We start from the raw sequence: 13,078 nt of genomic DNA on the forward strand, positions 1-13,078 counted from the left end.
CATCATACAATAGTAGGCAACAATGGTTCCTTATCCCCTTGCAGAAACAGCATTAGCCTACCATCTGTAACCACATCAAACAGGGAAGCATCCTGACGTAACTGACTGCTTCTATTTATGAACATAAGCTTATGGGATAAAGAAATTAAAAAAAGAAATACCATACAAACACACCCTTACAGTAAAGCAGCAAGCATTTCACGCTACATAGTAGGTGCAATAGCCGCAATAATTCTATCTAATTCTGCTTCCGAGTTAAATACGATTTTAATTTCACCCCAACTTTGCGCACCAGCTTTAATTTTTACTTTTGTATGCAATCGGTGCGTCAATTGCTGTGTAGTTATCAAAATTTTTGACTTAAAATCAGGATTAAATTCCACTTTAGGCATTAGGTTCTTCAGCTGCTTATCTACAGCAGCATTTTGTACTATTTTCTCCACTTCACGGACAGAAAGAACAGCTTCTACTATTCTTTTAAGTAAGCTTACTTGTGCTGCTTCATTAGGCAAATTAATAAGCGCTCTAGCATGTCCCATAGCAATCTTTTGATCTCGAAGCGCAGCTTGAATAGCAGGAGGCAATTTAAGCAAACGTAAGTAATTATTTACAGTAGTTCTATCTTTGCCCACTCGTTCAGCCAATGCATCTTGGGTTAACTTGCATTCTGCCAGCAGGCGTTGGTAGCTTAAGGCAATCTCAATGGCATTTAAGGAAGCACGTTGGATATTTTCAATAAGCGCCAATTCCAACATATGCTGGTCATCTGTGGTACGTATATAAGCTGGTACTTCCGTTAGACCAGCTAATTGAGCAGCGCGCAACCTGCGTTCCCCAGCAATCAATTGATAGGTATCCGCATGCTCCTTACGTACGGTAAGCGGCTGTATAATGCCATGTAATTGTATAGAGGCAGCCAACTCTTGCAGCAATCGTTCATTAAAGTCCTTCCGAGGCTGACAAGGATTGACTGTAATGGCTGCTATTTTAATAATCCGAAAAAGATTTTCAGTAGAAGCCGCAATGGTTTGTGTAATAGAATCTTCTAACAAGGCTCCTAACCCTCGGCCTAACACATTTCTAGGGGGTCCTTTTGTTGTACTTTGCATAAAGGCAATAATTAAAAGTTCACATACTTGCTTGTACCACTCGACCTATAATTTCTTCAGCAAGGCTAAGATAGCTCACCGCACCCTTACTATCCGCATCATAAGTTATAGCAGGCATACCGAAACTCGGCGCCTCACTTAACTTAATGTTTCTTGGTATGATCGTCTCAAAAACCATGCGTTGAAAGTGTTTTTTAACTTCCGCTACAATTTGATTAGCCAAACGCAATCGTGCATCATACATCGTCATTAAGATACCTTCTATTTCAAGGTTGGGATTCAAACGAGATTGTATAATTTTAGTGGTATTCAATAGTTTACCTAATCCTTCTAAAGCAAAATATTCACATTGAACCGGTATAATCAAAGAATCTGCAGCAGTTAAGGCATTAATGGTTATTAAACCCAAAGAAGGCGCACAATCAATTATAATATAATCATATTGATCGACAATAGATTTCAATGCTTCTTTCATACGACCTTCCCTACTTTTAAAATTCACCATCTCCACTTCTGCGCCTGCTAGATTTATATGAGAGGGTAAAAGATATAAATAAGGAATAGCGGTAGGTTTGATCAATAGGGAAGGATCCACTGCCTCTACAATACATTCATATATGCTATGATCAACTTCTTCGAGCTTAATACCAACCCCAGATGTTCCATTTGCCTGTGGATCAACATCAATAAGAAGCGTCTTTTTTTCTAAAACGGCCAAACTAGCTGCCAAATTTATAGCAGTAGTAGTTTTACCTACCCCCCCTTTTTGATTTACAATCGCAACAACTTTTCCCATATATCCTGCGCTTCTCTGCGCATAACTTATACAACAACACGCCCACAAGAAATCTCCTCCCTCTTCACTTTGTTGGGTATACCATTAACTCTTATGTAATCGCTTTATACCCTTCTTTGTATAATCTATACCTTTACAAGTAAAAATAAAAAAACTACCTAAAATATAAACGATATATGCTCTTTTAAACAGCACTTAAATAAAATACCATCGGTAATGATACAACTACTTAATTTAGAAAATTATATAGCATTATCAAAAAAATAGCACATCCATACAAGAAAAATGGTTGCTATCCCTTACGTAAATAAAGCATAAGAATAGAGATATCAGCTGGGTTTACGCCGCTGATCCTAGAAGCTTGACCCAACGTAGCAGGTTTCTGTTTTTGCAATTTTTCCAATGCCTCTGAGGAGAGTGATTTTTTCAATAGACTATAATCAAAATCAGCAGGAATCACACAATGCTCTAAACGATCCATTTTTTCCACCAGTTCTTTTTCTTTAAGAAAATAGCTTTCATATTTCACCTGAATACCAACTTGGTTTAATGTTTCTGTTGTATAGGCAGTTAATCTATCATTGATTGATTGGTCCAAACGCAACAGATCGTCCAAGGTAATATTTGGTCTTTTAAGCAATGTATAAGCAGATTGTGTTTCTTGGATCAAATTTGCGCCTATTGATGCCAACATCGGATTAATCGCTACAGGTTTTAACTTCCATGTTTTTAAACAATCTAAAACAGCCGCAATCGCTTCTCTTTTTTGGCATACTTTATGGAATCTCTCTTCCTCTGCCAACCCAATCGAATGTCCATAATCTGTTAAGCGAAGGTCCGCATTATCTTGTCTTAACAAAAGGCGGAATTCAGCCCTTGAAGTAAACATACGGTAAGGCTCCTCTGTTCCTTTACTAACCAGGTCATCTATGAGGACACCGATATAGGCTTCTGATCTTTTCAAGACTACTGGACTTAGCTCATTGATTTTTCTATGTGCATTGATACCAGCCATTAAGCCTTGACAAGCCGCTTCTTCATAACCAGTAGTCCCATTAATTTGACCAGCAAAATAAAGATTTTGTATCCGTTGAGACTCCAATGTATAGTACAACTGCGTAGGAGGAAAATAATCATATTCAATGGCATAACCGGGGGAAAGCATCTTTACCTGTTCAAGTCCTGGAATAGCTCTTAACATTTTTAATTGAATAGGCTGCGGAAGTGCAGAAGATAACCCATTCAAATAAACTTGAATGGTATGCCAACCTTCTGGTTCTACAAAAATTTGATGCCTTTCTTTATCTGCAAACCTAAAGATTTTATCCTCTATCGAAGGACAATAACGAGGGCCTAGCGTCTGTATTTGTCCATTATATAGGGGAGAGTGTATCAAATTATCTTTTATGATGGTATGCACTACCTTATTGGTATAAGTAATAAAGCAACTTTTCTGCTTAGTAAGCGGGGCACTATGTAAAAAGGAAAAAGTAGCAGGCGCTACATCACCAGGCTGCTCTTCCATCTTATGGTAATCCAAGGTACGGCTATCTACCCGAGGAGATGTACCTGTTTTCATTCTCCCTGTTTCTAGCCCTACTGCTTTCAACTGTTCCGTAATACCTATTGCAGCACGCTCTGTGGCACGTCCTGCAGATATTTTCTGCTCACCAGTATGCATAAGGCCATGCAGGAAAGTTCCATTGGTTAAAATAACAGCCTTACTGGTTACCTCAATACCTAAAACCGTCTTAACACCGCTTACCCTACCATCCCTTATAAGCAAAGAGGACACCATATCTTGCCAAAAATCAATATTGGGCAATGATTCTAGGAGACGACGCCAACATATTGAGAAAAACTGTCGATCATTTTGTGTACGGGGACTCCACATAGCCGGCCCTTTGGAGGTGTTCAACATTCGAAACTGGATGGCTGACTGATCTGCTACCAGACCAGAGCCCCCCCCTAATGCATCTATTTCTCGAATAATTTGACCTTTTGCGATGCCACCCATGGCCGGATTACAGGACATCTGCCCAATGGTATGCAAGTTCATGGTAATGAGCAGCACCTTAGAACCCATTTTAGAAGCCGCTGCAGCAGCTTCACAACCTGCATGCCCAGCGCCTACTACAATAATATCATAAACCAACAGCATACCCTCACTGAATATGTTCCACGTGAAACGTTACAACAGAAAAAAAGAAGAGAACGGCGTACCGACGAGACTTCCCTCATAGCAGCGCACGACCAGGAAAGAAGAAAGTCCTCTCCCAAAGCGCTGTCTGGTCTGAATCTGATCCGTGAATAGCATTATAATCAATAGAAGTAGCAAACAATTTTCTAATGCTACCCTCCTTAGCATCTGCTGGGTTGGTAGCGCCCATAAGCGCACGAAAATCTGCTACGGCTTGCTCTTTTTCTAATACCAGGGCAACCACAGGAGCAGAAGCAATAAATTGGCATAGATCCTTATAAAAGGGTCGATCGGCATGCACTGCATAAAAAGCTTCCGCTACGCTCTGGGGTAGCTGAAGCATGGTCATGGCTTTGATAACAAAATCTGCCTGCTCTATCATAGTAAGTATGGCACCAGTATGGTTGGCGCGAACTGCATCTGGTTTGATCATCGAGAAAGTTAAACGTCCTTGCATAGGCCTTTGTATACATTTTTTGATTTGAATAATTTTTATACTATGAGCTGGCTAGTAAATATAATGCTTTTAAAGCTTTTATACAAGATAATGGTTAGGGTCCATGAGGGAAACAATATAGTATAGTATAGTATAGTATATCCTACTGCCTAGCCTGTAAGAACTTAATACACTCCTGACGGCCAAATCGTCTTGCCAAATGTAAAGGAGTATCCTTTTTATAATTTTGTAGGTTTACATTAGCTCCTTTTTTAATTAAAGCCTCAATACAAGATAGATGGCCTGCGCCTGCTGCTAAATGTAAAGGAGCATACCCGTAATTATCTTGTAGGTTTACATTAGCTCCTTTTTTAATTAAAGCCTCAATACAAGATAGATGGCCTGCGCCTGCTGCTAAATGTAAAGGAGCACTCCCTTTATCATCATTTTGTAGGTCTACATTTGCTCCTTTTTTAATTAAAGCCTCAATACAAGTTGCATGGCCACAAGATGCTGCCCAATGTAAAGCGGTATCCTTGTCATTATCTTGTAGGTCTACATTTGCTCCTTTTTTAATTAAAGCCTCAATACAAGATAGATGGCCTGCGCCTGCTGCCCAATGTAAAGGAGCAGTCCCTTTATCATCATCTTGTAGGTCTACATTTGCTCCTTTTTTAATTAAAGCCTCAATACAAGTTGCATGGCCACAATATGCTGCCCAATGTAAAGGAGCTCTCCCGTCATTATCTTTTAGGTCTACATTTGCTCCTCCTTCAATCAAAGCCTCAATACAACTTGCATGGCCACAAGATGCTGCCCAATGTAAAGGAGCTCTCCCGTTATTATCTTTTAGGTCTACATTTGCTCCTTTTTTAATTAAAGCCTCAATACAAGTTGCATGGCCCTTATCTGCTGCGAAATGTAAAGGAGCATACCCGTTATTATCTTGTAGGTCTACATTTGCTCCTTTTTTAATTAAAGCCTCAATACAAGATAGATGGCCTGCGCCTGCTGCCCAATGTAAAGGAGCAGCCCCTTTATCATCATCTTGTAGGTCTACATTTGCTCCTTTTTTAATTAAAGCCTCAATACAAGTTGCATGGCCACAAGATGCTGCCCAATGTAAAGGAGCATACCCGTCATTATCTTTTAGGTCTACATTTGCTCCTCCTTCAATCAAAGCCTCAATACAACTTGCATGGCCCTTATCTGCTGCCCAATGTAAAGGAGCACTCCCGTTATTATCTTGTAGGTCTACATTTGCTCCTTTTTTAATTAAAGCCTCAATACAAGATAGATGGCCTGCGCCTGCTGCCCAATGTAAAGGAGCAGTCCCTTTATCATCATCTTGTAGGTCTACATTTGCTCCTTTTTTAATTAAAGCCTCAATACAAGTTGCATGGCCACAATATGCTGCCCAATGTAAAGGAGCATACCCGTCATTATCTTTTAGGTTTACATCAGGGTTTCCTGCAAGTAAAGCCTCAATACAAACTACACAACCTTTAGCTGCCGCCTCATATAGGGTCCTACATAGAAGTTGCTGTTGGCAGTTGTTAGTTGCTGCTGTCACAGTTCCTCCCCCTACTGTTGCTGCTGTTTTTATTGGTTTTGTATTACAATCCGCTGCTAACATGGTTGTAACAAAAAGCAACAAAGGCGCAATGCCCTGCTTTCTATTTTTATTTAACATATACTTAATCTGAATTGTATACAAATAAAAAATTATAGTGTATTATAATAAATATAATAAATTAGTGTATCAAATAAATTTTAACTTTTAAACGATTATTATATAGTCATATATAAAAAAATAAAAGATTTAAATACTTTAGGGAAAGTAACAAAAAAATGCATTGTCATCCACTTAGGGTTAAAACAGCTACGGATCATGCTTCGGCCCCCTTCTTTAATTAATTTTTAATACAAGCTAGATTGTCCTAGGAATGCTGCCGTATGTAAAGGATTAGTTTGTTGTACTCGCTTGTTATAAGCACAGATAGGAATAAAGATATCCCTCAAATAATACCCTAGGCACCTTGCATATAAAGGCACTAAGGGAACACAATATTGGGTTATTATTTTGAAACAGTAAAATAAATAAAGTAAATTACTGCATTACTAGTACTATAATGAGAATCCTAAATAGGTTATACTTTGCATTATATTTCTTAATTTTTTATGTGTGTATGTTTTCCTATTCTTTATCGTTGTTTTACTACATTATAAGTTTTTAAACACACACCAAAATATATAAAAATCATACGCTATCACATACCCTTATCCATGCCCTATTTAGGCAACTACTAAAAGTTACTTTCGCCTGTTTGCAAGGCTTTAATCTGGCTATTCCTACTGTCTTACCAACCATTTTTTAGACATATAGGATCCCAACAAGCATTCGAAGGATAAGTTGATCTATCAGGCTAAACCCAAAGCGCGCATTACGCACTTTGGGGAAAATAAAAAAACGTTTTCCTATTGCAGCTACTGTACAATAACAACTCCTACTTCCTTCCATTAGCCTGTAAGAACTTAATACACTCCTGACGGCCAAATCGTCTTGCCAAATGTAAAGGAGTATCCTTTTTATAATTTTGTAGGTTTACATTAGCTCCTTTTTTAATTAAAGCCTCAATACAAGATAGATGGCCTAGGCCTGCTGCGAAATGTAAAGGAGCAGTCCCGTAATTATCTTGTAGGTTTACATTAGCTCCTCCTTCAATCAAAGCCTCAATACAAGATAGATGGCCTTTGCCTGCTGCTAAATGTAAAGGAGCATACCCGTAATTATCTTGTAGGTTTACATTAGCTCCTTTTTTAATTAAAGCCTCAATACAAGATAGATGGCCTGCGCCTGCTGCTAAATGTAAAGGAGCATACCCGTAATTATCTTGTAGGTTTACATTAGCTCCTTTTTTAATTAAAGCCTCAATACAAGATAGATGGCCTGCGCCTGCTGCTAAATGTAAAGGAGCACTCCCTTTATCATCATTTTGTAGGTCTACATTTGCTCCTTTTTTAATTAAAGCCTCAATACAAGTTGCATGGCCCTTTATTGCTGCCCAATGTAAAGCGGTATCCTTGTCATTATCTTGTAGGTCTACATTTGCTCCTTTTTCAATTAAAGCCTCAATACAAGTTGCATGGCCCTTTATTGCTGCCCAATGTAAAGGAACATTCCCTTTATCATCTTTTAGGTCTACATTTGCTCCTTTTTCAATCAAAGCCTCAATACAACTTGCATGGCCCTTATCTGCTGCCCAATGTAAAGGAGCTCTCCCGTCATTATCTTTTAGGTCTACATTTGCTCCTTTTTTAATTAAAGCCTCAATACAAGATAGATGGCCTGCGCCTGCTGCCCAATGTAAAGGAGCTCTCCCTTTATCATCATCTTGTAGGTCTACATTTGCTCCTTTTTTAATTAAAGCCTCAATACAACTTGTATGGCCCTTTATTGCTGCCCAATGTAAAGCGGTATCCTTGTCATTATCTTGTAGGTCTACATTTGCTCCTTTTTCAATTAAAGCCTCAATACAAGTTGCATGGCCATTCCTTGCTGCTAAATGTAAAGGAGCATTCCCGTCATTATCTTTTAGGTTTACATCAGGGTTTCCTGCAAGTAAAGCCTCAATACAAACTACACAACCTTTAGCTGCCGCCTCATATAGGGTCCTACATAGAAGTTGCTGTTGGCAGTTGTTAGTTGCTGCTGTCACAGTTCCTCCCCCTACTGTTGCTGCTGTTTTTATTGGTTTTGTATTACAATCCGCTGCTAACATGGTTGTAACAAAAAGCAACAAAGGCGCAATGCCCTGCTTTCTATTTTTATTTAACATATACTTAATCTGAATTGTATACAAATAAAAAATTATAGTGTATTATAATAAATATAATAAATTAGTGTATCAAATAAATTTTAACTTTTAAACGATTATTATATAGTCATATATAAAAAAATAAAAGATTTAAATACTTTAGGGAAAGTAACAAAAAAATGCATTGCCACCACTTAGGGTTAAAACAGCTACGGATCATGCTTCGGCCCCCTTCTTTAATTAATTTTTAATACAAGCTAGATTGCCCTAGGAATGCTGCCGTATGTAAAGGATTAGTTTGTTGTACTCGCTTGTTATAAGCACAGATAGGAATAAAGATATCCCTCAAATAATACCCTAGGCACCTTGCATATAAAGGCACTAAGGGAACACAATATTGGGTTATTATTTTGAAACAGTAAAATAAATAAAGTAAATTACTGCATTACTAGTACTATAATGAGAATCCTAAATAGGTTATACTTTGCATTATATTTCTTAATTTTTTATATGTGTATGTTTTCCTATTCTTTATCGTTGTTTTACTACATTATAAGTGTTTTAAACACACACCAAAATATATAAAAATCATACGCTATCACATACCCTTATCCATGCCCTATTTAGGCAACTACTAAAAGTTACTTTCGCCTGTTTGCAAGGCTTTAATCTGGCTATTCCTACTGTCTTACCAACCATTTTTTAGACATATAGGATCCCAACAAGCATTCGAAGGATAAGTTGATCTATCAGGCTAAACCCAAAGCGCGCATTACGCACTTTGGGGAAAATAAAAAAACGTTTTCCTATTGCAGCTACTGTACAATAACAACTCCTACTTCCTTCCATTAGCCTGTAAGAACTTAATACACTCCTGACGGCCAAATCGTCTTGCCAAATGTAAAGGAGTATCCTTTTTATAATTTTGTAGGTTTACATTAGCTCCTTTTTTAATTAAAGCCTCAATACAAGATAGATGGCCTAGGCCTGCTGCGAAATGTAAAGGAGCATCCCCGTTATTATTTTGTAGGTTTACATTAGCTCCTCCTTCAATCAAAGCCTCAATACAAGTTGCATGGCCCTTATCTGCTGCCCAATGTAAAGGAGCATACCCGTAATTATCTTGTAGGTTTACATTAGCTCCTTTTTTAATTAAAGCCTCAATACAAGTTGCATGGCCACAATATGCTGCCCAATGTAAAGGAGCTCTCCCGTCATTATCTTTTAGGTCTACATCCGCTCCTCCTTCAATCAAAGCCTCAATACAAGTTGCATGGCCATTCCTTGCTGCCCAATGTAAAGCGGCCTTGTCATTATCTTGTAGGTCTACATTTGCTCCTTTTTCAATTAAAGCCTCAATACAAGTTGCATGGCCATTCCTTGCTGCGAAATGTAAAGGAGCATACCCGTTATTATCTTGTAGGTCTACATTTGCTCCTTTTTTAATTAAAGCCTCAATACAAGATAGATGGCCTGCGCCTGCTGCCCAATGTAAAGGAGCAGTCCCTTTATCATCATCTTGTAGGTCTACATTTGCTCCTTTTTTAATTAAAGCCTCAATACAAGTTGCATGGCCACAAGATGCTGCCCAATGTAAAGGAGCTCTCCCGTTATTATCTTTTAGGTCTACATTTGCTCCTCCTTCAATCAAAGCCTCAATACAACTTGCATGGCCACAGAATGCTGCTAAACGTAAAGGAGCATACCCGTCATTATCTTTTAGGTCTACATTTGCTCCTCCTTCAATCAAAGCCTCAATACAAGTTGCATGGCCACAAGATGCTGCCCAATGTAAAGGAGCATACCCGTCATTATCTTTTAGGTCTACATTTGCTCCTCCTTCAATCAAAGCCTCAATACAACTTGCATGGCCACAATATGCTGCTAAATGTAAAGGAGCACTCCCGTCATTATCTTTTAGGTCTACATTTGCTCCTCCTTCAATCAAAGCCTCAATACAACTTGCATGGCCACAATCTGCTGCTAAATGTAAAGGAGCATTCCCGTCATTATCTTTTAGGTTTACATCAGGGTTTCCTGCAAGTAAAGCCTCAATACAAACTACACAACCTTTAGCTGCCGCCTCATATAGGGTCCTACATAGAAGTTGCTGTTGGCAGTTGTTAGTTGCTGCTGTCACAGTTCCTCCCCCTACTGTTGCTGCTGTTTTTATTGGTTTTGTATTACAATCCGCTGCTAACATGGTTGTAACAAAAAGCAACAAAGGCGCAATGCCCTGCTTTCTATTTTTATTTAACATATACTTAATCTGAATTGTATACAAATAAAAAATTATAGTGTATTATAATAAATATAATAAATTAGTGTATCAAATAAATTTTAACTTTTAAACGATTATTATATAGTCATATATAAAAAAATAAAAGATTTAAATACTTTAGGGAAAGTAACAAAAAAATGCATTGCCACCACTTAGGGTTAAAACAGCTACGGATCATGCTTCGGCCCCCTTCTTTAATTAATTTTTAATACAAGCTAGATTGCCCTAGGAATGCTGCCGTATGTAAAGGATTAGTTTGTTGTACTCGCTTGTTATAAGCACAGATAGGAATAAAGATATCCCTCAAATAATACCCTAGGCACCTTGCATATAAAGGCACTAAGGGAACACAATATTGGGTTATTATTTTGAAACAGTAAAATAAATAAAGTAAATTACTGCATTACTAGTACTATAATGAGAATCCTAAATAGGTTATACTTTGCATTATATTTCTTAATTTTTTATGTGTGTATGTTTTCCTATTCTTTATCGTTGTTTTACTACATTATAAGTTTTTAAACACACACCAAAATATATAAAAATCATACGCTATCACATACCCTTATCCATGCCCTATTTAGGCAACTACTAAAAGTTACTTTCGCCTGTTTGCAAGGCTTTAATCTGGCTATTCCTACTGTCTTACCAACCATTTTTTAGACATATAGGATCCCAACAAGCATTCGAAGGATAAGTTGATCTATCAGGCTAAACCCAAAGCGCGCATTACGCACTTTGGGGAAAATAAAAAAACGTTTTCCTATTGCAGCTACTGTACAATAACAACTCCTACTTCCTTCCATTAGCCTGTAAGAACTTAATACACTCCTGACGGCCAAATCGTCTTGCCAAATGTAAAGGAGTATCCTTTTTATAATTTTGTAGGTTTACATTAGCTCCTTTTTTAATTAAAGCCTCAATACAAGATAGATGGCCTGCGCCTGCTGCTAAATGTAAAGGAGCATACCCGTCATTATCTTGTAGGTTTACATTAGCTCCTTTTTTAATTAAAGCCTCAATACAAGATAGATGGCCTGCGCCTGCTGCTAAATGTAAAGGAGCACTCCCTTTATCATCATTTTGTAGGTCTACATTTGCTCCTTTTTTAATTAAAGCCTCAATACAAGTTGCATGGCCCTTTATTGCTGCCCAATGTAAAGCGGTATCCTTGTCATTATCTTGTAGGTCTACATTTGCTCCTTTTTCAATTAAAGCCTCAATACAAGTTGCATGGCCCTTCCTTGCTGCCCAATGTAAAGGAGCATACCCGTTATTATCTTGTAGGTCTACATCAGGGTTTCCTGCAAGTAAAGCCTCAATACAAGATAGATGGCCTGCGCCTGCTGCTAAATGTAAAGGAGCAGTCCCGTAATTATCTTGTAGGTCTACATTTGCTCCTTTTTTAATTAAAGCCTCAATACAAGATAGATGGCCTTTGCCTGCTGCCCAATGTAAAGGAGCAGTCCCTTTATCATCATCTTGTAGGTCTACATTTGCTCCTTTTTTAATTAAAGCCTCAATACAAGTTGCATGGCCACAAGATGCTGCCCAATGTAAAGGAGCATACCCGTCATTATCTTTTAGGTCTACATTTGCTCCTCCTTCAATCAAAGCCTCAATACAACTTGCATGGCCACAAGATGCTGCCCAATGTAAAGGAGCATACCCGTCATTATTTTTTAGGTTTACATCAGGGTTTCCTGCAAGTAAAGCCTCAATACAAACTACACAACCTTTAGCTGCCGCCTCATATAGGGTCCTACATAGAAGTTGCTGTTGGCAGTTGTTAGTTGCTGCTGTCACAGTTCCTCCCCCTACTGTTGCTGCTGTTTTTATTGGTTTTGTATTACAATCCGCTGCTAACATGGTTGTAACAAAAAGCAACAAAGGCGCAATGCCCTGCTTTCTATTTTTATTTAACATATACTTAATCTGAATTGTATACAAATAAAAAATTATAGTGTATTATAATAAATATAATAAATTAGTGTATCAAATAAATTTTAACTTTTAAACGATTATTATATAGTCATATATAAAAAAATAAAAGATTTAAATACTTTAGGGAAAGTAACAAAAAAATGCATTGCCACCACTTAGGGTTAAAACAGCTACGGATCATGCTTCGGCCCCCTTCTTTAATTAATTTTTAATACAAGCTAGATTGCCCTAGGAATGCTGCCGTATGTAAAGGATTAGTTTGTTGTACTCGCTTGTTATAAGCACAGATAGGAATAAAGATATCCCTCAAATAATACCCTAGGCACCTTGCATATAAAGGCACTAAGGGAACACAATATTGGGTTATTATTTTGAAACAGTAAAATAAATAAAGTAAATTACTGCATTACTAGTACTATAATGAGAATCCTAAATAGGTTATACTTTGCATTATATTTCTTAATTTTTTATGTGTGTATGTTTTCCTATTCTTT

At 37.7% G+C, this 13,078-nt stretch carries 9 protein-coding genes; all 9 read right to left on the bottom strand.

What is annotated here, in order from left to right:
* Positions 1-2: 2 nt before the first annotated feature.
* The 9 genes from DK880_RS05600 to DK880_RS02985 all read right to left on the bottom strand — a co-directional run bounded on the left by DK880_RS05600 (position 3) and on the right by DK880_RS02985 (position 12,566).
* A complete protein-coding gene (locus DK880_RS05600) occupies positions 3-125 on the bottom strand; it encodes a hypothetical protein (RefSeq protein WP_262494590.1) in 123 nt (40 codons plus the stop codon).
* A gap of 78 nt (positions 126-203) precedes the next feature.
* Entirely contained in the window at positions 204-1,109 is a 906-nt protein-coding gene (locus tag DK880_RS02950; protein ID WP_109997328.1) for a ParB/RepB/Spo0J family partition protein, read from the bottom strand.
* A 19-nt stretch (positions 1,110-1,128) separates the two neighbouring features.
* Complete coding sequence (locus tag DK880_RS02955; RefSeq protein WP_109997708.1) at positions 1,129-1,905, bottom strand: ParA family protein; 777 nt, start codon at positions 1,903-1,905, stop codon at positions 1,129-1,131.
* Between the two features lie 292 nt (positions 1,906-2,197).
* The gene (mnmG, locus tag DK880_RS02960) at positions 2,198-4,066 is read right to left on the bottom strand and encodes a tRNA uridine-5-carboxymethylaminomethyl(34) synthesis enzyme MnmG (RefSeq protein WP_109997329.1); all 1,869 of its coding nucleotides are present in this window, start codon (positions 4,064-4,066) and stop codon (positions 2,198-2,200) included.
* A 76-nt stretch (positions 4,067-4,142) separates the two neighbouring features.
* Complete coding sequence (ndk, locus tag DK880_RS02965; protein ID WP_109997330.1) at positions 4,143-4,562, bottom strand: nucleoside-diphosphate kinase; 420 nt, start codon at positions 4,560-4,562, stop codon at positions 4,143-4,145.
* 142 nt (positions 4,563-4,704) lie between these two features.
* On the bottom strand, positions 4,705-6,234 hold the full coding sequence (locus DK880_RS02970) for an ankyrin repeat domain-containing protein (protein WP_109997331.1): 1,530 nt from the start codon (positions 6,232-6,234) through the stop codon (positions 4,705-4,707).
* A gap of 814 nt (positions 6,235-7,048) precedes the next feature.
* The gene (locus DK880_RS02975; protein WP_109997332.1) at positions 7,049-8,380 is read right to left on the bottom strand and encodes an ankyrin repeat domain-containing protein; all 1,332 of its coding nucleotides are present in this window, start codon (positions 8,378-8,380) and stop codon (positions 7,049-7,051) included.
* A gap of 814 nt (positions 8,381-9,194) precedes the next feature.
* On the bottom strand, positions 9,195-10,619 hold the full coding sequence (locus DK880_RS02980; protein WP_109997333.1) for an ankyrin repeat domain-containing protein: 1,425 nt from the start codon (positions 10,617-10,619) through the stop codon (positions 9,195-9,197).
* Positions 10,620-11,432: 813 nt separating this feature from the next.
* Positions 11,433-12,566 carry an ankyrin repeat domain-containing protein gene (locus tag DK880_RS02985; RefSeq protein WP_109997334.1) on the bottom strand — a complete coding sequence of 378 codons (1,134 nt, stop codon included), beginning with the start codon at positions 12,564-12,566 and terminating at the stop codon, positions 11,433-11,435.
* Positions 12,567-13,078: the final 512 nt, after the last annotated feature.

This window comes from Candidatus Cardinium hertigii (assembly GCF_003176915.1).
GTDB lineage: Bacteria > Bacteroidota > Bacteroidia > Cytophagales > Amoebophilaceae > Cardinium > Cardinium hertigii_A.

Bases quoted from the DNA above. Each gene is read 5' to 3' on its own strand.
- DK880_RS05600 (WP_262494590.1), bottom strand. From the start codon at position 125: ATGTTCATAAATAGAAGCAGTCAGTTACGTCAGGATGCTTCCCTGTTT.
- DK880_RS02950 (WP_109997328.1), bottom strand. From the start codon at position 1,109: ATGCAAAGTACAACAAAAGGACCCCCTAGAAATGTGTTAGGCCGAGGG.
- DK880_RS02955 (WP_109997708.1), bottom strand. From the start codon at position 1,905: ATGGGAAAAGTTGTTGCGATTGTAAATCAAAAAGGGGGGGTAGGTAAA.
- mnmG (WP_109997329.1), bottom strand. From the start codon at position 4,066: ATGCTGTTGGTTTATGATATTATTGTAGTAGGCGCTGGGCATGCAGGT.
- ndk (WP_109997330.1), bottom strand. From the start codon at position 4,562: ATGCAAGGACGTTTAACTTTCTCGATGATCAAACCAGATGCAGTTCGC.
- DK880_RS02970 (WP_109997331.1), bottom strand. From the start codon at position 6,234: ATGTTAAATAAAAATAGAAAGCAGGGCATTGCGCCTTTGTTGCTTTTT.
- DK880_RS02975 (WP_109997332.1), bottom strand. From the start codon at position 8,380: ATGTTAAATAAAAATAGAAAGCAGGGCATTGCGCCTTTGTTGCTTTTT.
- DK880_RS02980 (WP_109997333.1), bottom strand. From the start codon at position 10,619: ATGTTAAATAAAAATAGAAAGCAGGGCATTGCGCCTTTGTTGCTTTTT.
- DK880_RS02985 (WP_109997334.1), bottom strand. From the start codon at position 12,566: ATGTTAAATAAAAATAGAAAGCAGGGCATTGCGCCTTTGTTGCTTTTT.